This window comes from Pseudomonas extremorientalis, assembly GCF_001870465.1.
Classification (GTDB): domain Bacteria; phylum Pseudomonadota; class Gammaproteobacteria; order Pseudomonadales; family Pseudomonadaceae; genus Aquipseudomonas; species Aquipseudomonas extremorientalis.
This window is the reverse complement of sequence record NZ_MDGK01000015.1, coordinates 527,039-548,109: the sequence shown is the minus strand read 5'-3', so window position 1 is coordinate 548,109 and position 21,071 is coordinate 527,039. Positions and strand designations below refer to the sequence as shown.

22 protein-coding genes are annotated in these 21,071 nt (G+C 61.5%); 13 read left to right on the top strand and 9 right to left on the bottom strand.

The window, feature by feature from the left end; translation table 11 throughout:
- Nucleotides 1-8 precede the first annotated feature (8 nt).
- Genes BFN10_RS06280 through rpoE form a run of 3 tightly spaced genes read right to left on the bottom strand, consistent with a single transcriptional unit; the run spans nt 9 to nt 2,188 of the window.
- Entirely contained in the window at nt 9-971 is a 963-nt protein-coding gene (locus tag BFN10_RS06280; RefSeq protein ID WP_071488936.1) for a MucB/RseB C-terminal domain-containing protein, read from the bottom strand.
- A 15-nt stretch (nt 972-986) separates the two neighbouring features.
- On the bottom strand, nt 987-1,574 hold the full coding sequence (locus BFN10_RS06275; protein WP_071488935.1) for a sigma-E factor negative regulatory protein: 588 nt from the start codon (nt 1,572-1,574) through the stop codon (nt 987-989).
- Between the two features lie 32 nt (nt 1,575-1,606).
- Nucleotides 1,607-2,188: an RNA polymerase sigma factor RpoE/AlgU gene (rpoE, locus tag BFN10_RS06270; protein WP_003172477.1), complete on the bottom strand. Its 582-nt coding sequence runs from the start codon at nt 2,186-2,188 to the stop codon at nt 1,607-1,609.
- A gap of 463 nt (nt 2,189-2,651) precedes the next feature.
- Between rpoE and nadB the strand changes: the two genes are divergently transcribed.
- Nucleotides 2,652-4,268 carry an L-aspartate oxidase gene (nadB, locus tag BFN10_RS06265; protein ID WP_071488934.1) on the top strand — a complete coding sequence of 539 codons (1,617 nt, stop codon included), beginning with the start codon at nt 2,652-2,654 and terminating at the stop codon, nt 4,266-4,268.
- Here the strand turns inward: nadB and BFN10_RS06260 are convergent.
- Entirely contained in the window at nt 4,237-4,683 is a 447-nt protein-coding gene (locus BFN10_RS06260) for a protein YgfX (RefSeq protein ID WP_071488933.1), read from the bottom strand. The genes nadB and BFN10_RS06260 overlap by 32 nt on opposite strands.
- Nucleotides 4,667-4,921, bottom strand: coding sequence for an FAD assembly factor SdhE (locus tag BFN10_RS06255; protein WP_071488932.1), 255 nt, complete (start codon nt 4,919-4,921; stop codon nt 4,667-4,669). Before BFN10_RS06255 ends, BFN10_RS06260 begins: the two co-directional genes overlap by 17 nt.
- Before the next feature lie 142 nt (nt 4,922-5,063).
- On the opposite strand from BFN10_RS06255, the gene ygfZ reads away from it, so the two are divergent.
- Both ygfZ and BFN10_RS06245 read left to right on the top strand, forming a co-directional pair.
- Nucleotides 5,064-6,005 carry a CAF17-like 4Fe-4S cluster assembly/insertion protein YgfZ gene (gene ygfZ, locus BFN10_RS06250; RefSeq protein WP_071488931.1) on the top strand — a complete coding sequence of 314 codons (942 nt, stop codon included), beginning with the start codon at nt 5,064-5,066 and terminating at the stop codon, nt 6,003-6,005.
- A gap of 37 nt (nt 6,006-6,042) precedes the next feature.
- Nucleotides 6,043-6,864 carry an HDOD domain-containing protein gene (locus tag BFN10_RS06245; protein ID WP_071488930.1) on the top strand — a complete coding sequence of 274 codons (822 nt, stop codon included), beginning with the start codon at nt 6,043-6,045 and terminating at the stop codon, nt 6,862-6,864.
- Here BFN10_RS06245 and BFN10_RS06240 read toward each other — a convergent pair whose 3' ends face one another.
- Nucleotides 6,865-8,250, bottom strand: a complete 1,386-nt coding sequence (locus tag BFN10_RS06240; protein ID WP_071488929.1) for a sensor histidine kinase — start codon at nt 8,248-8,250, stop codon at nt 6,865-6,867.
- Nucleotides 8,243-8,914, bottom strand: a complete 672-nt coding sequence (locus BFN10_RS06235) for a response regulator (protein ID WP_010212220.1) — start codon at nt 8,912-8,914, stop codon at nt 8,243-8,245. Before BFN10_RS06235 ends, BFN10_RS06240 begins: the two co-directional genes overlap by 8 nt.
- Before the next feature lie 235 nt (nt 8,915-9,149).
- Here BFN10_RS06235 and BFN10_RS06230 point away from each other — a divergent pair, with 235 nt between their 5' ends.
- The 5 genes from BFN10_RS06230 to BFN10_RS06210 are packed head-to-tail and all read left to right on the top strand — an operon-like array spanning nt 9,150 to nt 14,535.
- Nucleotides 9,150-10,442: an OprD family porin gene (locus tag BFN10_RS06230; protein WP_071488928.1), complete on the top strand. Its 1,293-nt coding sequence runs from the start codon at nt 9,150-9,152 to the stop codon at nt 10,440-10,442.
- A gap of 39 nt (nt 10,443-10,481) precedes the next feature.
- Entirely contained in the window at nt 10,482-11,471 is a 990-nt protein-coding gene (locus BFN10_RS06225; RefSeq protein WP_162276416.1) for a Bug family tripartite tricarboxylate transporter substrate binding protein, read from the top strand.
- Nucleotides 11,472-11,530: 59 nt separating this feature from the next.
- The gene (locus tag BFN10_RS06220; RefSeq protein ID WP_071488927.1) at nt 11,531-11,989 is read left to right on the top strand and encodes a tripartite tricarboxylate transporter TctB family protein; all 459 of its coding nucleotides are present in this window, start codon (nt 11,531-11,533) and stop codon (nt 11,987-11,989) included.
- A 1-nt stretch (nt 11,990) separates the two neighbouring features.
- Complete coding sequence (locus tag BFN10_RS06215; protein ID WP_071488926.1) at nt 11,991-13,505, top strand: tripartite tricarboxylate transporter permease; 1,515 nt, start codon at nt 11,991-11,993, stop codon at nt 13,503-13,505.
- A complete protein-coding gene (locus tag BFN10_RS06210) occupies nt 13,498-14,535 on the top strand; it encodes an AbrB family transcriptional regulator (RefSeq protein ID WP_071488925.1) in 1,038 nt (345 codons plus the stop codon). Before BFN10_RS06215 ends, BFN10_RS06210 begins: the two co-directional genes overlap by 8 nt.
- A 50-nt stretch (nt 14,536-14,585) precedes the next feature.
- Here BFN10_RS06210 and ung read toward each other — a convergent pair whose 3' ends face one another.
- On the bottom strand, nt 14,586-15,278 hold the full coding sequence (ung, locus tag BFN10_RS06205; protein ID WP_071488924.1) for a uracil-DNA glycosylase: 693 nt from the start codon (nt 15,276-15,278) through the stop codon (nt 14,586-14,588).
- A gap of 136 nt (nt 15,279-15,414) precedes the next feature.
- On the opposite strand from ung, the gene BFN10_RS06200 reads away from it, so the two are divergent.
- On the top strand, nt 15,415-16,527 hold the full coding sequence (locus BFN10_RS06200; RefSeq protein ID WP_071488923.1) for an enoyl-CoA hydratase/isomerase family protein: 1,113 nt from the start codon (nt 15,415-15,417) through the stop codon (nt 16,525-16,527).
- A 56-nt stretch (nt 16,528-16,583) separates the two neighbouring features.
- Here the strand turns inward: BFN10_RS06200 and BFN10_RS28660 are convergent, their stop codons facing one another.
- A complete protein-coding gene (locus tag BFN10_RS28660; protein WP_083351549.1) occupies nt 16,584-16,949 on the bottom strand; it encodes a hypothetical protein in 366 nt (121 codons plus the stop codon).
- A 262-nt stretch (nt 16,950-17,211) separates the two neighbouring features.
- On the opposite strand from BFN10_RS28660, the gene BFN10_RS06195 reads away from it, so the two are divergent.
- The 4 genes from BFN10_RS06195 to BFN10_RS06180 all read left to right on the top strand — a co-directional run bounded on the left by BFN10_RS06195 (nt 17,212) and on the right by BFN10_RS06180 (nt 21,003).
- Nucleotides 17,212-18,834, top strand: a complete 1,623-nt coding sequence (locus BFN10_RS06195; RefSeq protein ID WP_071488922.1) for a methyl-accepting chemotaxis protein — start codon at nt 17,212-17,214, stop codon at nt 18,832-18,834.
- Nucleotides 18,835-18,908: 74 nt separating this feature from the next.
- A complete protein-coding gene (locus BFN10_RS06190; protein WP_071488921.1) occupies nt 18,909-19,121 on the top strand; it encodes a cysteine-rich CWC family protein in 213 nt (70 codons plus the stop codon).
- Complete coding sequence (locus tag BFN10_RS06185) at nt 19,121-19,813, top strand: 16S rRNA pseudouridine(516) synthase (protein ID WP_071488920.1); 693 nt, start codon at nt 19,121-19,123, stop codon at nt 19,811-19,813. The genes BFN10_RS06190 and BFN10_RS06185 overlap by 1 nt, the downstream gene beginning before the upstream one ends.
- A gap of 305 nt (nt 19,814-20,118) precedes the next feature.
- Nucleotides 20,119-21,003 (top strand): alpha/beta fold hydrolase, encoded by an 885-nt coding sequence (locus BFN10_RS06180; protein WP_071488919.1) that lies wholly within the window; start codon nt 20,119-20,121, stop codon nt 21,001-21,003.
- Nucleotides 21,004-21,071: the final 68 nt, after the last annotated feature.

The following is a 21,071-nucleotide window of genomic DNA, read 5'->3' as shown; positions in this document are numbered from 1 at the left end:
TTAACGACTCACGGTTGGGCGGCTGGCTTTTTTTCACCGCGCACCGATAGGGCGATCCGCTCTGCGGTGCCGATGGGTATTTCACCCACCACCGTCACCATCATCTCACCGTCCACCGTATTCAGCCGACGCGATACCGCGACTGTAGGGCCCAACTGAGTGCGGGTCTCCGTCACGCTTGCATCGCTGATCGGCTCCAGGAATACCGAGAACCGCGCCAGCCCGTCTTCATACATCAGGCTGTCGACGGTCGCCTTGGTCTGGGTATCTTTGCGTGCACTGGTGTTGGTCAATTGAAAACCCGGTGGCAACCATTCCATATGCCAAGTCTCGGTAGATTGCACCTCGGGCGCTTTGCTATTAGCGACGGCGATAGGTGTGCAGTCGTTGCTGGGTTGCAGTTCCCGATCATCAGGCACGACGGAAGTATTCAATCGCGTGAACTGGAAGCGCTCCAGCAGTTGCCCTTGATCATTCAGCAACAGGGACTTGAGCGGCAGCGCGGTTTCCCGATCCAGGTGCAGTTCAAAGCCATAACGGTACTGGTCACGCGGCGTGATCGAGACGATGACCGCATTTCGACCGGCCACGCGGGACTTGCCAATGACGGCCAGTTCGTAGAATTGATTGAGTTTTTGCGGATCAAGCGCACGTGATGGCGCATCACGCGAATTGCCAAGGCCTGCGACAAGAGTGCCGCTGACGCATTGCGTCCGGCCATCCAACCGCACGACCTCCTGAGCAGAACCATCGAGCTGCAAGAGCCGCTCACGGACCTGACCGTCCTGGACACGATGCCAGATGTCATGGGTAGAAAAACTGCCGTTGCGTTCGTAGACGAACGTACCTTGAAAGCTTTGCTGTTGCTCTGCACGCCCAAGTCGAGTCAGCCAGTCTTGGGCTTCATCGGCGTGGGCGGGGAGTGCAAACCAACCACTGAGCAAAAGCGTAAGGAGCGGTATGGCTCGCATAGAGCTCCTTACGGATTAGCGGTTTTCCAGGCTTGCTGCACGAGCATAAGGCAGAGCGCTTTCAGTGCCCTTCAGAGCCGATTCCTGTGCGTGTTGGCGCAGGTAGCCTGGAAGACGCTGGTCTTGCCAACCGGATTGCCCTTGCAGTACACCGTTGGCCATCGGGCCGGTGGTGTCAGCGCTTTCCTTGTAGCCGGCCAATACGGCTGGGCCTTTGACCTGCGGACCCGCCATTACAGGCTGCTGGGTCTGCTGAGCCAGTTCGGCACCGGCGATCTCGTCCTGGTTGTACAGGCGAACGCCCGCCAGCACGGCGACAGTCACCGAGGCAGCAACCGCCAGGCGACCCAGGCTACGCCATGGACCACGAGCAGCCTTTGCCGGAACGGCTTCATCAGCCAGTGCAGCAGAAACGGCCGCAGCAATATCCAGACGAGGGATTAGAAGATCCTTGTGCATCACCGCCCGAGCGACTTGGTAACGAGACCAGGTATCACGGGTTTCGGCGTCATCAAATGCGTTGAGCACTCGACGAAGTTCCAGTTCATCCGCTTCGTTATCCATCACTGCGGACAGCGATTCCTGCAGGGCATCACGACTCATGGCGGTTCCTCTCTTGGCTGTCGCCGCTGTCTCTAGTTCTCTTGCAACAACGGTTGCAAGGCTTTATCGATGGCTTCCCGGGCCCGGAAAATCCGTGACCTTACAGTCCCCACCGGACACTGCATGACGCTCGCAATGTCTTCGTAACTCAGACCATCGAATTCACGTAAAGTTAACGCCGTACGCAAATCTTCTGGCAGTTGCTGAATTGTGCGATGAACGGTGCCTTCGATCTCGTCGCGCAGCAATGCACGCTCCGGCGACTCGAGATCCTTGAGGCCGTGATCACCATCGTAAAATTCCGCATCTTCTGAACTTACATCGCTATCCGGTGGGCGGCGTCCGCGAGACACCAGATAGTTCTTCGCCGTGTTGATGGCGATTCGGTATAGCCACGTGTAAAACGCACTATCACCGCGAAAGTTACCAAGTGCACGGTACGCCTTGATAAAGGCTTCCTGTGCAACGTCCTGCGCTTCATGGGTGTCGTGCACAAACCGCACGATCAACCCGAGAATTTTGTGCTGGTATTTCAGCACTAGCAGATCAAAAGCTCGCTTGTCGCCGCGTTGAACGCGCTCGACCAGCTGCTGATCCTCTTCCTGGGTTAGCATGAACACTCCTCGTAGTACTTTAAGGAGGCTTGCATAACTAAACGATCAGGCTTGCAAACATAGACTCGGTCTTTTCGCAAAAGTTCTCCCCCTTCAAGCAAGTTTCCGGCACGCACTGATTTGGCACACACGAAAAACGCAGCACGGGCAACGCCGACTGCGCGAATAATCTTGTCGTCGGTTTTCTGACGCGTCCAATGCTCCCGACGGGCCAATAAACTCAACGTTTTCCCAGCTTTCGGGCAACCTGCTATTGAGTCGGGGGCCATGCAAAAAGTTCCCGCCTCAATAACCAGCTGATTTTACCCGAGCCGTGCACCGTAATCTCACATTGCCACGAATGCCCGGCTATTGTGCCGCTCCACCCCTCTATATACTAGTAGCCCGTGTGACCCTTTGATTCGCCGATCCAGGCGTCCTGTTTGCGCCACCTCTTCGGATCGCTTTTTGCGGAATCCTTCAAATGAGCCAACAGTTTCAACACGATGTCCTGGTGATCGGCAGCGGCGCGGCCGGCTTGAGCCTTGCGCTGACCCTTCCCAGCCACCTGCGCATTGCGGTTCTGAGCAAAGGCGACCTGGCCAACGGCTCTACGTTCTGGGCCCAGGGCGGTGTCGCCGCGGTGCTGGACGACACCGACACCGTGCAATCCCACGTCGAAGACACCCTCAACGCCGGCGGCGGCCTGTGCAATGAAGAAGCGGTGCGTTTCACCGTGGAGCACAGCCGTGAGGCCATCCAATGGCTGATAGACCAGGGCGTCCCCTTTACCCGCGATGAACACGCAGGCAGCGACGACGGTGGTTTCGAGTTCCACCTGACCCGCGAGGGCGGCCACAGTCACCGCCGCATCATCCATGCCGCCGATGCCACCGGCGCGGCTATTTTCAGGACGCTCCTCGACCAGGCCCGCCAACGCCCCAACATCGAATTGCTGGAGCAACGCGTCGCCGTCGACCTGATCACCGAAAAACGCCTGGGCCTGGAAGGCGAGCGCTGCCTCGGCGCCTACGTGCTCAATCGCGGCAGCGGCGAGGTCGACACCTACGGCGCACGCTTCACCATCCTCGCCTCCGGTGGCGCGGCCAAAGTCTACCTCTATACCAGCAACCCCGATGGCGCCTGCGGTGATGGCATCGCCATGGCCTGGCGCTCCGGCTGCCGGGTGGCCAACCTGGAATTCAACCAGTTCCACCCCACCTGCCTGTATCACCCACAGGCCAAGAGTTTCCTGATCACCGAAGCGCTGCGTGGCGAAGGTGCGCACCTGAAACTGCCCAATGGCGAGCGTTTCATGCAGCGTTTCGACCTCCGTGCCGAACTGGCCCCGCGCGATATCGTCGCCCGCGCCATCGACCATGAAATGAAGCGTCTGGGCATCGACTGCGTGTATCTCGACATCAGCCACAAGCCCGAAGCCTTCATCAAGACCCACTTCCCCACCGTCTACGAGCGCTGCCTGGCCTTCAATATCGACATCACCAAAGGCCCAATCCCCGTAGTACCGGCCGCGCACTACACTTGCGGCGGCGTGATGGTCGACCAGCACGGACGTACCGACGTACCCGGCCTTTATGCGATTGGCGAAACCAGCTTCACCGGCCTGCACGGTGCCAACCGCATGGCCAGCAACTCGCTGCTCGAGTGCTTCGTCTATGCGCGCTCTGCAGCGGCGGACATCCTTGAACAACTGCCGCGCATTCCGGTGCCCGCCGCCCTGCCCCGCTGGGACGCCAGCCAGGTGACCGACTCGGACGAAGATGTGATCATCGCGCACAACTGGGACGAGCTGCGCCGTTTCATGTGGGACTACGTGGGGATCGTGCGCACCAACAAGCGCCTGCAACGGGCGCAGCACCGGGTGCGGCTGCTGCTGGACGAGATCGATGAGTTCTACAGCAACTACAAAGTCAGCCGCGACCTGATCGAGCTGCGCAACCTGGCCCAGGTCGCCGAACTGATGATCCGCTCGGCCATGGAACGCAAGGAGAGCCGGGGCCTGCATTACACCCTCGACTACCCGCAGATGCTGCCCGAGGCCCGCGACACTATCCTGGTGCCAACCACCTACGGCGGCTGAACTTCAGGCGCACACGCAGGCGCCGATGCACATCGGCGGCCTGCGCGTCCCTGGGCACACAGGCTGAACGTACCCGCCATTCGCCCTGCACCCGATAACGCAGCACCACGATCAACGGCAACGCCAGGCTGTCAGGACGCAATTGCACGGCGTGCCAGCCCCGTGCGGCGCTCCATAGCTGCCAACCATCTTCATCGCGTCGCAGGCCACGAATCGACGAACGGTGAGTCAGCAAGATAGAACGCGGCAAAACCCAGGCGGCGTGCGCCAGGCACACCAGCATGCCCAGGCTCGAAAAAGGAAGTTGCATAAACATCAAGGCACCCAGCGCAAACAGCTGGGCAAGCAGATACGCCGCCAGCAACAGCCGTGAGGCCTGCCAGCGGCATTCAAAGCTATTACTTGGGCTGGACACGATCCAGGATCATCCGGACCATGCGCTGCAGCTCCGGGTCTTGCGACTCGGCGCGTTCCATGAACCAGCCGAACATGTCCTGGTCTTCGCACGTCAGCAGCCGCACATAGAGGTCGCGGTCCACTTGATTGAGCGTCGCGTAGACCTCTTTGGTGAAAGGTACCAGCAACACATCCAACTCCAGCATGCCGCGACGGCTGTGCCAGTAGAGGCGATTGATTTCTACATCTTCGACCATGGAGCGCTCCTCAAATAGGCGGCAAGTATACAGACCCGACGGCACCGGAACAGTCGGCTTTGGTCGCCCCATACGGAAACTATCCATTTGCCGGGCGCCCCTCTATGATGCACCCATGACTTTTTTTGACCTGCGATGACCCATGGCTGACTCTGCTTTCTTCTGCCCCCTGTCCCACGAAGGCGTTCTCGCCGTCCGCGGTTCCGACGCTGCCAAATTCCTTCAGGGCCAACTGACCTGCAACCTCAATTACCTGAGCGACACCCAGGCCAGCCTCGGCGCGCGCTGCACGCAAAAAGGGCGCATGCAGTCGAGCTTCCGCATCCTGCTGCAAGGTGACGGCGTGTTGCTGGCCATGGCCAGCGAGCTGCTGGAGCCGCAACTGGCTGACCTGAAAAAATACGCCGTGTTTTCCAAGTCCAAACTCACCGATGAAAGCGCCGCCTGGGTGCGCTTCGGCCTGATGAATGCCGACCCGGCCCTGACGGGTCTTGGCCTTGAGCTGCCTGCCGAGACCGACAGCGTCGTGCGCAACGATACGTTGATCGCCATCCGCGTCTCCCCTGGCCGCGCTGAACTTTGGGTACCTGCCGAGCAAGGCGACGCCGTACGCAGTCAATTGGCTGCAACCCTTGAACAAACCGATCTGAATGAATGGCTACTGGGCCAGATCCGCGCCGGCATCGGCCAGGTCATGCCCCAGACCCGCGAACTGTTCATTCCACAGATGCTCAACCTGCAGGCCGTGGGCGGCGTCAGCTTCAAGAAAGGCTGCTACACCGGCCAGGAAATCGTCGCGCGCATGCAGTACCTGGGCAAACTCAAACGTCGCCTGTACCGCCTGAGTCTCGCTACGTCTGAAATGCCCGCGCCAGGGACTCCGCTGTTTTCTCCCAGCCATAACAGCTCGATCGGCGAAGTGGTGATCGCCGCAAAAGCTGACCAGACCGTTGAACTTCTGGCCGTATTGCAAGCCGAAGCTGCCGATAGTGAAGATGTGCACCTGGGCGCGCTGGAGGGTCCCCGCTTGCAACTGCTCGACCTGCCTTACACGCTCGACCGCGATCGAGAGATCCAGCGCTGATCGCCGTACCTTTGTTGCAACACCCTAGAGAGCATGAATGAACAAGCTGGCGGAAAAAGTCCAACAGGCTTTGGTGAGGGCCATCGATAACGATGACCTGGTTCTGCCGACATTGCCGGAAGTGGCCCTGAATATTCGTCAGGCCGCCGAAGACCCGGAGATCAGCATCAGCCACTTGAGCAAAGTAATCGGTCGCGACACCGCACTGTCTGCACGCCTGATCAAAGTGGTCAACAGCCCGTTGTTGCGCGCGACCCAGGAAGTCACCGACCTGCACACCGCCATCACCCGGCTGGGTACCAACTACAGCAGCAACCTGGCGATCGGCCTGGTCATGGAGCAGATCTTCCACGCGCGCTCCGACGTGGTCGAACAAAAGATGCGTGATGTGTGGCGCCGCAGCCTTGAGGTCGCGGGTGTGAGTTATGCCCTGTGTCGCAGCCATTCCCAACTCAAGCCGGACCAGGCGGCCCTTGGCGGCCTGGTGCACCAGATCGGTGTGCTGCCGATCCTGACGTACGCCGAAGACCACTATGAGCTGCTCGCCGACCCGGTCAGCCTCAACCACGTCATCGAGAGCATCCACCCGCTGCTGGGCGACAAACTGCTGGGCGTCTGGGACTTTCCGGAAATGCTGGCGAAACTGCCGGGCCAATACCTGGACCTGGAGCGCGATTCAGCCCGCCTCGACTACATCGACCTGGTACAGGTCGCCGTGCTGTATTGCCATCGCGGCACCGATCATCCATTGGCAAACGTTGCGGTCTCCACCTTGCCGGCGATCAAGAAACTACGGGTCGACCCTTACAGCGACGCCTTGCGCGCCGAGCTGGATGAAGCGCGCTCGATGTTCTATTGATCAACCCGCGATAAAACTCACGCGCACCTTCAAGCCGGCGTGCTCGCCATCGTGCAGGCTGATCTGCGCCAGGTGCGCCCGGCAGATTTCGCCGACGATCGCCAGCCCCAGACCTGAGCCCATGCCCTGCTGGCTGCGCCGGTAGAAACGCTCGAACACCCGGTCCCGTTCATCCAGCGGGATGCCCGGCCCATCATCTTCCACTTCCAGCACCGCCGGCGCCGTCACCCGCAGGATCACATTGCCGCCCGGTGGCGTGTGGGCCAGGGCGTTGTCCACCAGGTTGCTCAACAACTCGTTCAACAGGGTAGGCTCGCCGCGCAGCCACACCGGCTCGTCGGCTTCCAGCGCCAATGCCACACCGCGTGCATGGGCCAGCGGTGCCATGGCCATGCCCAACTCACGGGCCAGTTGGCTGAGGTCGAGCAACTGCGCGCCGCCTTCGGCAATGGCACGCGCCCCATTTTCGATGCGCGCCAGGGACAACAGTTGATTGGCCAGATGGGTCAGGCGGTCGGTGCCCTGGGCGGCGGCTTCGAGGGTGCTGCGCCAGGTGGCGGGGTCCTCGGCGCGCAAGCCCAGTTCCAGCCGGGCCTTGAGGGCTGCCAGTGGCGTGCGCAGTTCATGGGCCGCATCGGCAATGAACTGCGCCTGGCGTTCGAACTGGCCGCGCAGACGTTCGGTGAAATGGTTGAGGGAACGCACCAATGGGCCGAACTCATGCTGCACTTCCACCAGGGGCAACGGCCGCAGGTCGTCAGGCTGACGCTCCTCCACTGCCGTACGCAGGCGCTCGAGCGGCCGCAACGCCGCACTCACGGCAAACCACACCAGCAACAGTGCGCCGACGGCGAGCATGCCCAGGCGCAGCAGGGTATCGGCCATGAGGCTGCGGGCCATGCTCACGCGCGCTTCATCGGTCTCGGCAACGCGGATTTCGGCCATGCCGTTCATGTTCGGTTCGGAAACGGCCTTGAGCAGGCTCACGACGCGTACCTGCTGGCCCTGGTAGATGGCGTCGTAGAAGCGCGCCAATGCCGGATAGTCATCGGTGCGTGGCGTACCCGGCGGCGGGCCGGGAAGGTTTTCGTAGCCGGAGATCAGCTTCTGGTCGATGTCGTTGACCTGGTAGTAAATGCGCCCGGCACTGTCATAGGCGAAGGTGTCCAGGGCCACGTAGGGCACGTTGGCGCTCAGGGTGCCGTCCACCTGGGTCAGGCCGGCGGCGATGGTACGCGCCGAGGCCAGCAGCGTGCGGTCGTAGGCGGTATCGGCGGCCTCGCGACCGTTCCAGTAGGCGCTCATGCCACTGGCCAGCATCAACAGCACCAGCAACAGCGCCAGGTTCCACAGCAAGCGCCAGCGCAGGCTGCTGGGCTTATGCATCGCGGGCTTCCAACAGGTAACCGAGGCCACGGAAGGTCACGATGGCGATGGGCTGGCCATCGAGTTTCTTGCGCAGGCGATGCACATAGATTTCGATGGCATCGGGGCTGGCCTCCTCGTCCAGGCCGAACACCTGGGAAGCCAGTTGCTCCTTGCTCATCACCCGGCCCGGGCGGGCAATCAGCGCTTCGAGTACGGCTTGCTCGCGGGAAGTGAGTGTCATCAGTTCACCCCCTACGGTAAAGCGCCGGGTGTCGAGGTCGTACACCAGCACGCCGCAGGCCTGCTGACGCTCCCCGCCCAGCACGCTACGCCGCAGCAGCGCCTTGACCCGCGCTTCCAACTCCGTAAGTTCGAACGGTTTGGCGAGGTAGTCGTCCGCCCCAAGATTGAGGCCGTGCACGCGGTCTTTCACATCACTGCGTGCCGTCAGCATCAGTACCGGCAGATTTTTCCCACGGGCACGCAGACGTGCGAGCACCTCGAAACCATCCATGCGCGGCAGCCCCACATCGAGGATCGCCGCCGCGTACTCCTCGCTGCTCAGGGCCAGGTCCGCCGCCACGCCATCGTGCAGCACGTCAACGGTCAGACCCGTGCTCTTGAGCGCTTGCGCAACACTTTCGGCGAGTTGCAGATGGTCTTCAACCAGCAAGACACGCATGGATTGCTACCTCATTCAGGGGTGGTCGGTGCCACGCTTTGGCGGGCAGTTTACAGGCGCCGACCGGCCTGTGAAGCCCGAAAACATTGAAAGCCGACTGAAAGGTTAGTGAAAGCTTCGCCCTTTAGCATCCAGTCTCGGTGGTCTATGCCCGCCAAGTTGCCTTATCCGCAGCGCCCGAAAAACGCCTCGAAGCGTTTTCGCCAAAATAAGAACAATAACGGAGTACACAACGATGCTGTCGACACAGCCCCAGGCCCCCTCGCCTGTTCGTTTTTCTCGCCTGACCCAGACCGCCCTCGCCAGTGCTGCTACCCTTGCCGGCTTTTCGCCGCTTAGCCAGGCTGCCTTCTTCGAAGACAGTAGCGCGACCCTGGAAACCCGCAACATGTACTTCAACCGCGACTTTCGCGATGGCACCAGCGCCCAGCAATCCAAGCGCGACGAATGGGCCCAGGGCTTCATGCTCAACCTGCAATCGGGCTACACCGACGGCACCGTCGGCTTCGGCGTGGATGCGCTGGGCATGCTCGGAGTCAAGCTCGACTCCAGCCCCGACCGCACTGGCACCGGCCTGCTGCCCACCCATGATGATGGCCGCGCCGCCAATGAATACTCCAAGCTGGGCCTGACCGGCAAAGTGAAGATCTCGGCCACCGAGCTGAAGATCGGCTCACTGATACCCGAGCTGCCGATCCTCAAGCCCAATGACGGGCGCATCCTGCCGCAGACCTTCAACGGTGGCCTGATCACCTCCAAGGAATTCAAGAACCTGGTGTTCACCGGCGGGCGCCTGGACAAAGCCAAGGACCGCGACGACACCAACTACGAAGACATCGCCCTCAACAACAAGAACAGCCGCTTCGTCAGCGGTGCCACCGGCAAGCATTTCAATTTTGGCGGGGCCGACTACAAGTTCGCCGACAAGATCACCGGCAGCTACCACTTCGCCCAACTCGACGATGTGTACCGCCAGCACTTCCTCGGCCTGGTGGCTTCGCGCCCGATGGGTCCCGGTACGTTCGGCACCGACCTGCGTTTGGCCATCAGCGATGACACTGGCGCCGCCCGTGGCGGCAAGATCGACAATACCTCCCTCAACGGCCTGTTCAGCTATGCCCTCAACGGCCACAAGCTCAGCGCCGGTTACCAGCACATGTCCGGCGACAGCGCCTTCCCCTATGTGGATGGCAGCGACCCGTACCTGGTCAACTTCGTGCAGATCAACGACTTTGCCGGCGCCCAAGAGCGTTCCTGGCAGGCGCGCTACGACTACGACTTCGCCAAGCTGGGCATTCCCGGCCTGAGCTTCATGAGCCGTTACCTCTCAGGTGACAACATCAAGCTCAAGAACGGCGAGACCGGCAAGGAGTGGGAGCGCAACACCGAGATCAAGTATGTGGTGCAAGCCGGCACGTTCAAGGACGTGGCCGTGCGCCTGCGCAACGCCACATACCGCTCCAACTACTCGGCCCGTGATGCGGACGAAGTGCGTCTGCTGGTCAGCTACAGCGTTGCACTTTGGTAAGTAGTGCTTGGTAAGCCATTCATAACAACAACGACGGAGATAACCATGACCCTATCACTGCGTAAACTGGCCCTCGCCGCCGGCTGCATGCTGTTCGCCGGCCAACTGCTGGCCGCTGACGAACCCAAGCGCCCAGAGTGCATCGCCCCGGCCTCGCCGGGCGGTGGTTTTGACCTGACCTGCAAACTGGCGCAAAGCGCGCTGGTCAACGAGAAGCTGCTGAGCAAGCCGATGCGCGTGACCTACATGCCAGGCGGCGTCGGCGCGGTGGCCTACAACGCCGTGGTCGCCCAGCGTCCTGCGGACGGCGGCACGCTGGTGGCCTGGTCCAGCGGTTCGCTGTTGAACCTGGCCCAGGGCAAGTTCGGCCGCTTCGATGAAAGCGCCGTGCGTTGGCTGGCGGCGGTCGGCACCAGCTACGGGGCTATCGCGGTGAAAGCCGATTCGCCCTACAAGACCCTCGACGATCTGGTCAAAGCCTTGAAGAAAGATCCGGGCAGCGTGGTAATCGGTTCCGGTGGCACCGTCGGCAGCCAGGACTGGATGCAAACCGCGCTGATCGCCAAGGCCGCCGGGATCAACCCGCGCGAACTGCGTTATGTCGCCCTTGAAGGCGGCGGTGAAATTGCCACCGCCCTGCTCGGCGGCCATATCCAGGTGGGCAGTACCGACATTTCCGACTCCATGCCGCACATCCTGAGCGGCGATATGCGCCTGCTGGCGGTGTTCTCCGAACAGCGTCTGGACGAGCCGGAAATGAAGAACATTCCGACCGCCAAAGAGCAAGGCTACGACATCGTCTGGCCAGTGGTGCGTGGCTTCTACCTCGGGCCAAAAGTCAGCGATGCCGACTACGCATGGTGGAAAGACGCCTTCGACAAACTGCTGGCCTCCGAGGAGTTCGCCAAACTGCGTGACCAGCGTGAGCTGTTCCCGTTCGCCATGACCGGCCCGGAGCTGGACACTTACGTGAAGAAACAAGTGGCTGACTACAAAGTGCTGGCCAAAGAGTTCGGCCTGATCCAGTAATCGCCCCTCTTTTGTGTGGCCACGCCCTTTAGCCAAGCGGCGTGGCCCAGGAGTTCCACATGCTCTTACAACGCATTTTCGCCGCCGCGCTGCTGCTGGCCTGCGCCGGCCTCGCGCTGATGGCCTGGCCGTACCAGGCGTCGTTTTCCTACGAGCCGGTGGGGCCGCGCGCCTACCCGCTGCTGATGCTCGGGCTGATGAGCCTGGCACTGATCTACATGCTGTTTCGTCCACAGCCGACCAAACACACCGAAGAAGAACCCGCGCTGGACCGCGAAACCCTGATCAAGATCGGCGTGTGCGTCGCGCTGTTGATCGTGTTCGCCGGCACCTTCGAACCCCTGGGCTTCATCCTCAGCAGCATGCTGATCGGCATTCCCATGGCGCGCTTGTACGGTGGTCGTTGGTTGCCCAGCGTGGTGATCGTCACGTTGATGGCCATCGGCTTGTACCTGCTGTTCGACAAAGCCATGGATGTACCGCTGCCCCTCGGCCTGCTCGACGTTCTGGAGAACTGACATGGATACTTTCGGCTACCTGGGCCAGGGCTTCGGCGTTGCACTGTCCCCTTACAACCTGGTGACCGCGTTGTGCGGCACCTTGATCGGCACCGTGGTCGGCCTGCTGCCGGGCCTGGGCCCGATCAACGGCGTGGCGTTGTTGATCCCCATTGCCTTCGCCCTGGGCCTGCCGCCGGAATCGGCGCTGATCCTGCTGGCAGCCGTGTACCTGGGCTGCGAATACGGTGGGCGCATCAGCTCGATCCTGCTGAACATACCGGGCGAAGCGTCCACCGTAATGACCACTCTCGACGGCTACCCCATGGCCCGCAAAGGCCTCGCCGGTGTGGCGCTGTCGCTGTCGGCCTGGAGTTCGTTCATCGGCGCGTTTATCGCCACCTGCGGCATGGTGCTGTTTGCGCCGTTGCTGGCCAAATGGGCGATTGCCTTCGGCCCGGCGGAATATTTCGTACTGATGGTGTTCGCAATTGTCTGCCTCGGCGGCATGGCTGGCGACAAACCGCTGAAGACGTTTGTAGCAGCACTGATCGGCCTGTTCCTGTCGGCGGTCGGCATCGACGCCAACAGCGGTGTGTATCGCTTCACCGGCGACAACATCCACCTTACCGACGGCATCCAGTTCGTCGTGCTGGTGCTGGGTCTGTTCTCCATCAGCGAGATTCTGTTGCTGCTGGAAAAAACCCACCGTGGCCAGGAAGCAGTCAAAGCCACTGGCCGCATGATGTTCAACCTGAAGGAAGCGGGCGCGGTGTTCGTGGTGAATATCCGTTGCGGCCTGCTCGGTTTCATCATGGGCGTACTGCCCGGTGCCGGTGCCACGTTGGCGTCGGCCGTTGCCTACATGACCGAAAAACGCCTGGCCGGTGCCAGCGGTAAATTCGGCCAGGGCGACATGCGCGGCCTCGCCGCTCCGGAAACCGCCATCGGCGCGTCCGCCTGCGGCGCCCTGGTGCCGATGCTGACCCTCGGCGTCCCAGGTTCGGGCACCACCGCGGTGATGATCGGCGCACTGTCGCTGTACAACATCACCCCGGGCCCGCTGCTGTTCCAACAGCAACCGGACATCGTCTGGGGCCTGATCGCCTCGTTGTTCATCGCCAACATCATGCTGGTGATCCTCAACATCCCGATGATCCGCATCTTCACGCGCATCCTCGCCGTGCCGAACTGGGCGCTGGTGCCGGTGATCGCAATCATCACCGCCATCGGGGTATACGCGGTGCACGCCACCACCTTCGACCTGTTCCTGATGGTGGGTATCGGCATCTTCGGCTACATCCTGCGCAAGCTCGACTTCCCGCTGTCGCCGGTGCTGCTGGGCTTTATCCTTGGCGGCCTGATGGAGCAGAACCTGCGCCGTGCGCTGTCGATCTCCAACGGTGCGCTGGAGATCCTGTGGTCGAGCCCGATCACCTTTGGCGTGTGGGTACTGACCGCGATCATGCTGTTTGTGCCGCTGCTGCGTATCTACCGTAAACGTACCCTGCAGCGTCGTGCCGTGGCCGATGTCTGAGGTCACCTTCAGACATTGGTGGGGGACACCGTTGGTCGGCCTGGCTGGCGGTTTCCTGGCCAGCCTGGTCGGCTGGCCTTTGCCGTACATGGTCGGTTCGTTGCTGGCGATCATCCTGGTGCGCTGCCTCACGCCGTGGCAGCTGGCGGAGATTCCCGGCGGGCGCAAATGCGGCCAATGGGTGGTGGGCATCGGCATCGGCCTACACTTCACCCCGGTGGTGATCGAACAGGTGATGAGTCACTTCGGCCTGATCTTCTTCGGCGCGCTGGTCACCAGTCTGTCGAGCGTGGTGGGCGTGTGGTTGATGCGCCGCAGCGGTGAAGACCGCGCCACGGCGTTCTTCTCGAGCATGCCCGGCGGTTCCGGTGAGATGGTCAACCTCGGCGCGCGTAATGGTGCGGTGCTCAGCCGTGTTGCGGCGGGACAGAGTCTGCGGGTGCTGATGGTGGTGTTGTGTGTGCCGGCGATTTTCAAGTACTTGCTGGAAGGCGGTACACCGCAGTTTCATCCGGCGCCGGTGAGCTGGCCTTGGCTGCTGGCGCTGTTTCCGCTTGGTGCGTTGGTTGCCTGGGGCTGGCAGCGCCTGCGCCAGCCCAACCCTTGGTTGTTCGGGCCATTGCTGGTGAGTGCGACGGCCAGCGTAGTCTGGGACCTGCATATCGGCCTGCCCGATGGCGGCAGCCAGATTGGCCAGTGGTTGATCGGCAGTGGCCTGGGTTGCCACTTCAACCGACAGTTCTTTCGTCGGGCGCCGTCGTTCATGGGGCGTACCTTGATCGGCACGGCGTTGACCATGGCATTGGCGACGTTGGCGGCGGTGGGTCTGAGTGCACTGACCCATCTGGACCTGCGCTCATTGACCCTGGGCATGATGCCCGGTGGCATTGCCGAGATGAGCCTTACCGCTGAGACCCTGCAACTGTCGGTGCCACTGGTGACGGCGATGCAGGTGATGCGCTTGTTGTTTGTGCTTTTTCTGGCGGAGCCGTTGTTCAGATATTGGAACCGTCAGCCGGAAACAATCTAAACCTTCAAATGTGGGAGGGGGCCCCTCCCACACTCTGCATGTGCTTGGCCTTAGAGCGGCGGCAACCGCCACTCGATCGGCGTCTCGCCATTCTGCTCAAGAAACTTGTTGGTCCGGCTGAAATGCCCGCAACCCAAAAACCCGCGATACGCCGACAACGGCGACGGATGCACCGAGGTCAGCACCAGGTGCTTGGTCGCGTCGATCAGCTTCTGCTTGCTCTGGGCATGGGCGCCCCACAGCAGAAACACCAGGTGCGGCTGATGTTCGCTGACCACTTCGATAATCCGATCGGTAAAGAACTGCCAGCCCTTGCCCGCATGGGCGTTGGCATTGGCGCGCTCGACGGTCATGGTGGTGTTGAGCATCAGCACGCCCTGGTCGGCCCAGCTTTGCAGGTAGCCGTGATTAGGGATGTCGATGTTAAGGTCGCGCTTGAGCTCTTTGTAGATATTGACCAACGACGGCGGCGCCGGCACGCCCGGTTGCACCGAGAAGCACAGGCCGTGGGCCTGGCCGGGGCCGTGGTACGGGTCCTGGCCGAGGATCACCACCTTGACCTTGTCCAGCGGCGTGGAGTTGAGCGCATTGAAAATCAGCGGGCCAGGCGGGTAGATCTCTTTGCCGGCGGCATGTTCCTGGCGCAGGAACTCGCGCAACTGGGCCATGTACGGCAGCTCGAACTGATCCCGCAGGGCGTGTTTCCAGCTGGGTTCGAGTTTGATACGGTCGTCGTCGGTCATGGTTGAATGGTCTTGTCAAAAAGAATGAGGCGAACCCTAGGAAAGCCGACCCCGCTTGTCAATTGATCTGACACACCAACGGCGCTTTCCTGCGAAGCGATCATACTCATCCTTCACCTTCTCGATTGAGGTCACGATGAACCTGCACTTCGAAGAGCTGACCGGCAGCGACGGTGCCCGCATCGGCATCGCCAGCCTCGACGCTGAAAAGTCCCTCAATGCCCTTTCCCTGCCGATGATCCTCGCCTTGAGCAGTCGCCTGGACACCTGGGCCAAAGACCCGAATATCGTCTGCGTGCTGTTGCGCGGCAACGGCCCCAAGGCCTTTTGCGCCGGTGGCGAAGTGCGCAGCCTGGCGCAGGCTTGTCGCGAAGAGCCCGGTGTGGTGCCGGCGCTGGCGGCGCAATTTTTTGCGGCGGAGTATCGCCTTGATTACCGCCTGCACACCTACCCGAAACCGTTGATTTGCTGGGGCCACGGCTATGTGCTGGGCGGCGGCATGGGTCTGCTGCAAAGTGCCGCGATCCGCATCGTCACCCCCAGCAGCCGGCTGGCCATGCCGGAGATCAACATCGGCCTGTACCCGGACGTCGGCGCCAGTGGGTTCCTGTCGCGCCTGCCGGGCAAGCTCGGATTGTTCCTCGGACTCACCGGTGCGCATATCAACGGGCGTGACGCGTTGGACCTGGGCCTGGCCGACCGTTTCCTGCGTGACGACCAGCAGGACGAATTGCTTGATGGCCTGCTGCAACTGAACTGGCAGGAACAGACCCCGATGCAGCTTAACAGCCTGCTCAAGGCGCTGGCCCAGGAAGCCGCCAGCCAGCAACCCGAAGCGCAATGGCTGCCGCGCCGGGCACAGATCGACGAATGGCTGGATGTGGGCGACGTGCGGTGTGCCTGGCGCGCCTTGAGCCTGTTGAGTGAGCATGCTGATCCACTGTTCAGCCGTGCCGGCAAGACGTTGAGCGAAGGCTGCCCACTGACCGCCCATCTGGTGTGGGAACAGATCCAGCGCGCACGGCACCTGTCGCTGGCCCAGGTATTCCAGATGGAATACACCCTGAGCCTCAATTGCTGCCGTCATCCGGAATTCAGCGAAGGGGTGCGTGCGCGTTTGATCGATAAGGACCAGGCGCCCCATTGGCATTGGCCGGATATCAACGCCGTTCCTGCGGCGGTGGTGCAGGCCCACTTCGACAAGGCGTGGGAAGGTCGCCACCCGCTGGCCGACCTGTCCGATTACTGACGGCTGCGCCCCAAAAAAAAAGCGGCGCTTCATGCGCCGCTTGCCGTACAGGCCCGTCAACGGTGACCGCCGCGGCCACCTCCATGGTCGGAACCGCGACCGTGTCCACCACCATTCCCCCAATGACCTCCGCCCCAGCCCTGGTTTGGATACGGCCGGTAACCGGCACGCGGCCCGTAGTAACGCGGCGCCGGCTGGTAATAACGCGGGGCCGAGTAGTAGCGCGGTTGTGGCGCGTAGTAGCGCGGCGCGGGGTAGTAATCACGGCGGTACTGATACGCCGTGCCGCCGCCGTAGTAATACACCGGTGCCGGTGAGGTATAGACCTCGGATCGATAGTAGCTCTGGCCTCCATCGTAATAGGGCACGCAAGCGGAAAGGGTTAGACCGAGTAAAGCGCTGAGCAGCAGTCGTCGATACATGGCGGCCTCCTGGACCGCGGAAGAGCGCCTCCAGCGACGCTGGAGGGCGGCACTCAACTTTCATTGAATGACGAAATATCTGACATCAAAAACTGAATCTGGTGCGTTTTCGTAATAGGTTGAAACATCTACGTGCGCTTTATCGATTCAGTAAATTTATCTGGCTCGCAACTTTCTCAATTGCGATGATGTCACTATGACATCGCCAAGGGCCAGGGAGGCTCTAGCGTGCACCCTTCGCTACCCTGCCCGGACCTGACTCATGAAAATCTCAACCAAACTGCTGCTCTCATTCCTACTGTGCGCGCTGGTCACCCTGGGGGTGGGCCTGCTGGGCATCAAAGGCGTGGTTCGCCTCTCGTCAGCGCTGGAGCTGACGTTCTCCAACAACCTGGTCTCGGTCAGCAACACGGCCGCCACCCTCAATGGCATAGTGGCCCATAACCGTGGCTTGTATCGCTTGCTGGATGCCAGCAAGGGCGACGTATCCCCACAGGATCGCGACCGTGTGCGCCAGGATATCGCCCAGGAACTCAAGCGCAGCCAGGCTGCGTACGCCACCTACCGCGCTACGCCGCTGGAAGACGACGAACGGGCAGCGGGAGACAAGCTTGACCTGCTCTGGCCCAGCTACATCAGCAACTCCGAACGCATCATGGCGATGCTCGACGGCGGCCAGGTCGATCAGGCCCGCACCCAACTCAACACCAGCAATAATGAACTCTTCCGCCAGGCACGCGAACTGATCCGCGTGATGATCGAGTCCAACAACCGCCAGATCAAGGAAGGCGCCATTGCTGCCGAGGAACTGCGCAACAGTGCATTGACCTGGATGATCAGCGGCATTGTGCTGGCCTTCATCATTGCGGTCATCATCGGTGTGTTGATCACCCGCCTGATCACCCGCCCCATCGCTCAAGCCGTGCAGAACGCGCAACGCATTGCCCAGGGCGACCTGACCCAGGCCATCGTCACCGAGCGTACCGACGAAGCCGGGCAACTGCTGATGGCCCTCTCGGATATGCAGGGCGGCCTGAAAAGCACCCTGGTGGAAATCGCCAACGCGTCCGACCAGCTTGCATCGGCGGCTGAAGAACTGAGTGCGGTCACCGATGAAAGCAGCCGTGGCCTGACCCGCCAGAACGATGAGATCCAACAGGCGGCCACCGCCGTCAACCAGATGACCGCCGCCGTGGACGAAGTGGCCAGCAACGCCGTCTCGACCTCTGAAGCCTCGCGCCAGGCCACCACCGAAGCCGAAGAGGGTCGCCAGCAAGTGGAACAGGCGGTGTCCGGCATGAGCTCGATGGTGGTTGAGATCAATGACTCCACGCAGTCGGTGGCAGACCTCGCCGGGCAGGTACGGGAGATCGGCAAGGTGATCGATGTGATCCGTGGCATCGCCGACCAGACCAACCTGCTGGCGCTCAATGCGGCCATTGAAGCGGCCCGTGCGGGTGAGCAAGGTCGCGGTTTTGCCGTGGTCGCCGATGAAGTGCGCGCCCTGGCCCATCGCACCCAGACGTCCACGGTCGATATCGAAAAGATGATTGGTGAAGTGCAGACCGGTGCCGACGACGCCGTCGCGGCGATGAACAAGAGCCTGACCTGGGCCAACAACACCCAGACCCTGGCGCAGAACGCCGGCGAAGCGCTGCAACGGATCACCACCAGCGTGGCGAAGATCAATGAACGCAACCTGGTGATCGCCTCGGCCTCGGAGGAACAGGCCCAGGTGGCCCGCGAAGTGGACCGCAACCTGCTGAACATCCAGGACCTGTCCACCCAGACGGCGGCCGGCGCCCATCAGACCAACGCCTCCAGCCAGGACCTGTCGCGCCTGGCCACCTCGTTCAACGTGCTGGTCAGCAAGTTCCAGCTCTGAGTGGCCTGGGCGGGGACGGCCCTGTATCGTACAGGGCCTGGCGGAATCATCCGCACCCTTGCCCGAACTAGCCCATGACCACACCCACCCTTTGCCCCGCCTGCGGTGCACGCAACGACTGCAGCCTGGCTGATCCCCGTACGGTCGACCAGGCCTGCTGGTGCTACAGCGTCACCATCGACCCGGCGGTGCTCCAGGCCCTGCCCGATGAACTGCGCAACCAGGCCTGCCTCTGCCCGCGTTGTGCCCAGGTCGATGAGCAACTGCGTAGGGTTGAGCCGACGTAATGCGGGTGGATCGTTTCCTCAGTAACCTGCCGCGCTTCAATCGCAAGCAAGTGCGCCTGCTGTTGGTTGAGCGGCGTGTGGCGGTGGATGGCGTGGCCGTCAGCGACCCCCATCACGAGGTGCGGGAATTCAGCCGAGTGAGCGTTGACGATGAGGTGCTGCAGGCAGGCAAACCGGCGCGTTACTTCATGCTGCACAAGCCTCGGGGGTGCGTGAGCGCCACCTCTGATCCGCAACATCCAACCGTTCTGGATTTACTCGATGAGCCGGACAAAGGCGACTTGCACATTGCCGGCCGTCTGGACTTCAACACCACCGGCCTGATGCTGATCACCAACGATGGCCAATGGTCGCGGCGCCTGACGCAACCGCAGACCAAGTTGCCCAAGGTGTACCTCGTCGAGACCGAACAGGCTATCGGCCCTGAATACGCAACGACATTTGCCGAAGGTATTTACTTCGCCTTCGAAGACTTGACCACCCACCCCGCCGAGTTGGAATTGCTCGGGCCGAGAACCGCACGCTTGAGCATCATCGAAGGGCGTTATCACCAAGTGAAGCGCATGTTCGGGCATTTTGATAACAAGGTGATCGGCCTGCACCGCGAGCGCATGGGTTCCCTGGTGCTGGATGCGACCCTTGCGCCTGGCCAGTATCGGGCGCTGACTGACGACGAAATCCGACAGGTCTGACGACCGTTCAGCCGGTGATAGCAAAAAACCGCCAGGTCACCTTGCGAGGTATCGACTCGACTGCTTGAATCAGGATCACCAGTTCAAATATGACTGGCGAGTCGCCTATAACCTCCAAGAAACACCTTGCCCCGCCCGCGCTTGATCTACGGGCCTTCCAGGCAAACAGCCCGTCACAACAACACCCGTCGGCCAGCCGTCATCGGATCGACATGGGCCCTCCTTTTCCAGGCGTATGCCTACCTGTCACAAAGCTCGTGCAGAGTGATCTGCGCGCCCTACCCGCTTGCCAGGAGTCTTACGACATGAGGCCAGAAATCGCTGTGTTGGATATACAGGGTCAGTATCGGGTTTACACGGAGTTCTATCGCGCGGACGTTGCTGCAAAGACCATCATCCTGGTCAACGGCTCCATGGCCACCACGGCATCCTTCGCCCAAACCGTGAAAAGCCTGTACCCGCAGTTCAATGTGGTTTTGTACGACCAGCCCTACGCCGGTCGCTCCAAAATCCATAACCGCCATGAGCAGATGCTGACGAAGGAAGTCGAAGGCCAGATCCTGCTAGAGCTCATCGACCACTTCGCCGCTGAACATGTGCTGTCGTTTTCCTGGGGCGGTGCCGCCACCCTGGTCGCCCTCGCCCACCGGCCACGTCGCGTGGAAAAAGCCGTGATCAGCTCGTTCTCCCCAGTGATCAACGCGCCCATGCGCGACTACCTGGAACGCGGCGTCGACTACCTCGGCAATCTCGACCGCGACCGCGTCGGCCACCTGGTCAACAGCACCATCGGCAAACACCTGCCGTCACTGTTCAAGCGCTTCAACTACAAGCACGTGAGCAGCCTGGCCGAGCACGAGTATGGGCAGATGCACTTCCACATCAGCCATGTGCTCAACAGTGACCGCCTGTGCTACCTCAAGGCAGCCAGGCAGATCGACATCCCGGTGTTGTTTTTGAACGGTGAATGGGACGAATACACCAGCGCCCAGGATGCCAAGCTGTTTGGCCAGCATGTGGCAAAAAGCAGCTTCAGCACGATCCAGGCCACGGGGCATTTCCTGGACATGGAGCACAAGGCCGCCTGTCGGGACAGCCGGGATGCGGTGGTGGGCTTCTTGAAACCGGAGCGCCAGGTCAGCCGATTGCGTTATCAGACCGGCCCGGCACAACATGCCTTTGCACTCTGAAACACGCCCCCCTGCAAGAGCGGGCTTGCCCGCGAAGAACGTCAACGATAACGCTCGTCTCCTGAGAG

Excerpts from the sequence above, each read along its gene's own strand:
- BFN10_RS06280 (WP_071488936.1), bottom strand. The coding sequence starts at position 971 with ATGCGAGCCATACCGCTCCTTACGCTTTTGCTCAGTGGTTGGTTTGCA.
- BFN10_RS06275 (WP_071488935.1), bottom strand. The coding sequence starts at position 1,574 with ATGAGTCGTGATGCCCTGCAGGAATCGCTGTCCGCAGTGATGGATAAC.
- rpoE (WP_003172477.1), bottom strand. The coding sequence starts at position 2,188 with ATGCTAACCCAGGAAGAGGATCAGCAGCTGGTCGAGCGCGTTCAACGC.
- nadB (WP_071488934.1), top strand. The coding sequence starts at position 2,652 with ATGAGCCAACAGTTTCAACACGATGTCCTGGTGATCGGCAGCGGCGCG.
- BFN10_RS06255 (WP_071488932.1), bottom strand. The coding sequence starts at position 4,921 with ATGGTCGAAGATGTAGAAATCAATCGCCTCTACTGGCACAGCCGTCGC.
- ygfZ (WP_071488931.1), top strand. The coding sequence starts at position 5,064 with ATGGCTGACTCTGCTTTCTTCTGCCCCCTGTCCCACGAAGGCGTTCTC.
- BFN10_RS06245 (WP_071488930.1), top strand. The coding sequence starts at position 6,043 with ATGAACAAGCTGGCGGAAAAAGTCCAACAGGCTTTGGTGAGGGCCATC.
- BFN10_RS06240 (WP_071488929.1), bottom strand. The coding sequence starts at position 8,250 with ATGCATAAGCCCAGCAGCCTGCGCTGGCGCTTGCTGTGGAACCTGGCG.
- BFN10_RS06235 (WP_010212220.1), bottom strand. The coding sequence starts at position 8,914 with ATGCGTGTCTTGCTGGTTGAAGACCATCTGCAACTCGCCGAAAGTGTT.
- BFN10_RS06230 (WP_071488928.1), top strand. The coding sequence starts at position 9,150 with ATGCTGTCGACACAGCCCCAGGCCCCCTCGCCTGTTCGTTTTTCTCGC.
- BFN10_RS06220 (WP_071488927.1), top strand. The coding sequence starts at position 11,531 with ATGCTCTTACAACGCATTTTCGCCGCCGCGCTGCTGCTGGCCTGCGCC.
- BFN10_RS06215 (WP_071488926.1), top strand. The coding sequence starts at position 11,991 with ATGGATACTTTCGGCTACCTGGGCCAGGGCTTCGGCGTTGCACTGTCC.
- BFN10_RS06210 (WP_071488925.1), top strand. The coding sequence starts at position 13,498 with ATGTCTGAGGTCACCTTCAGACATTGGTGGGGGACACCGTTGGTCGGC.
- ung (WP_071488924.1), bottom strand. The coding sequence starts at position 15,278 with ATGACCGACGACGACCGTATCAAACTCGAACCCAGCTGGAAACACGCC.
- BFN10_RS06200 (WP_071488923.1), top strand. The coding sequence starts at position 15,415 with ATGAACCTGCACTTCGAAGAGCTGACCGGCAGCGACGGTGCCCGCATC.
- BFN10_RS28660 (WP_083351549.1), bottom strand. The coding sequence starts at position 16,949 with ATGTATCGACGACTGCTGCTCAGCGCTTTACTCGGTCTAACCCTTTCC.
- BFN10_RS06195 (WP_071488922.1), top strand. The coding sequence starts at position 17,212 with ATGAAAATCTCAACCAAACTGCTGCTCTCATTCCTACTGTGCGCGCTG.
- BFN10_RS06190 (WP_071488921.1), top strand. The coding sequence starts at position 18,909 with ATGACCACACCCACCCTTTGCCCCGCCTGCGGTGCACGCAACGACTGC.
- BFN10_RS06185 (WP_071488920.1), top strand. The coding sequence starts at position 19,121 with ATGCGGGTGGATCGTTTCCTCAGTAACCTGCCGCGCTTCAATCGCAAG.
- BFN10_RS06180 (WP_071488919.1), top strand. The coding sequence starts at position 20,119 with ATGAGGCCAGAAATCGCTGTGTTGGATATACAGGGTCAGTATCGGGTT.